Raw genomic sequence first — 942 nt, 5'->3', positions numbered from 1 at the left:
GTAGACCTGTTCTTTCCCTGTCGCATCGTCAAACTTCAGTTCATTAAACCCGCTGCCCTTATAGGTTTTCGAACGAATGGTCATCTGCGTCTTTGTTCCCGGCAGGCTGCCGGGGGTGCGGTTTTCCTGGTGGTAGGTACGCCCCATAATAATCGGCTGGTCCGGATCGCCGTTGAGGAAGTCCACAATGACTTCCTGACCCACACGCGGTATCGCCAGGTTGCCAAAGCCGGTGCCTGCCCACGCCTGTGCCACACGGATCCAGCATGAACTGTCCTGGTTTGACGGGTTATAGCGGTCCCAGTTAAATTTCACCCGCACGCGGCCATGTTCATCACAGAAGATTTCTTCTCCTGCCGGTCCCGTCACGACGGCGCTCTGCGGGCCGTCCACCAGCGGTTTCAGCAACGGCTGTGGCCGCCATGTTCTGTCTGCCGGTATTACCGCAAAGTGGTTATTCAGCGTGGTACCTGAACCCCTGCGTCCCGGCACCGCCTGCGGCTGCTCGCCGTGCAGTTCACTTGCCACCACCTGCCATTCCCGGTTCAGGTTCGCCTGCGGATGCCCCGTCAGCGCAATTCGCCGTCCCGGCCATATCTCCGGCGAACGGCTTGTTCCGCGCGCCACTTCTGCGTTGTTTCGCCAGCCATCCATCTGCCAGCAGGCAAAGTTCTGCCCGTGGGCACCCTTGAAACGTCCGGGGTAGTCATACACTTCATACTGTGTGCGCTGGTAATCCTGGTGCTGGCCTTCCTGATCAAAACGCCCTGCCCAGCCGGGTCGTTTAAAGGTGTAGTCTTTGGTCACCACGGAAGATGGGCGGATTTGTGCGCTGTAGAGGAACTGGCTGATGCATAGGGTGCTCACCTCGGTACGGGTGTTCGGATTCCAGGGGATCTCAAAGGACTCCGGCAGATAACGCACGGTGTCGCACAGGACCAG

The 942-nt window shown here is 58.9% G+C and carries 1 protein-coding gene; it reads right to left on the bottom strand.

Annotated features, from left to right (window positions below; all coding sequences use genetic code 11):
• Positions 1-942, bottom strand: a 942-nt coding sequence (tssI, locus tag ACJHX3_RS24920) for a type VI secretion system tip protein TssI/VgrG (protein WP_410236253.1), incomplete at both ends; no start/stop codon positions are given.

The organism is Escherichia sp. WS1265 (genome assembly GCF_046487585.1).
GTDB classification, from domain to species: Bacteria; Pseudomonadota; Gammaproteobacteria; order Enterobacterales; family Enterobacteriaceae; genus Escherichia; species Escherichia coli.
Note: the sequence above shows the minus strand (reverse complement) of the source record. Positions and strands in the feature narration are given on the sequence as shown.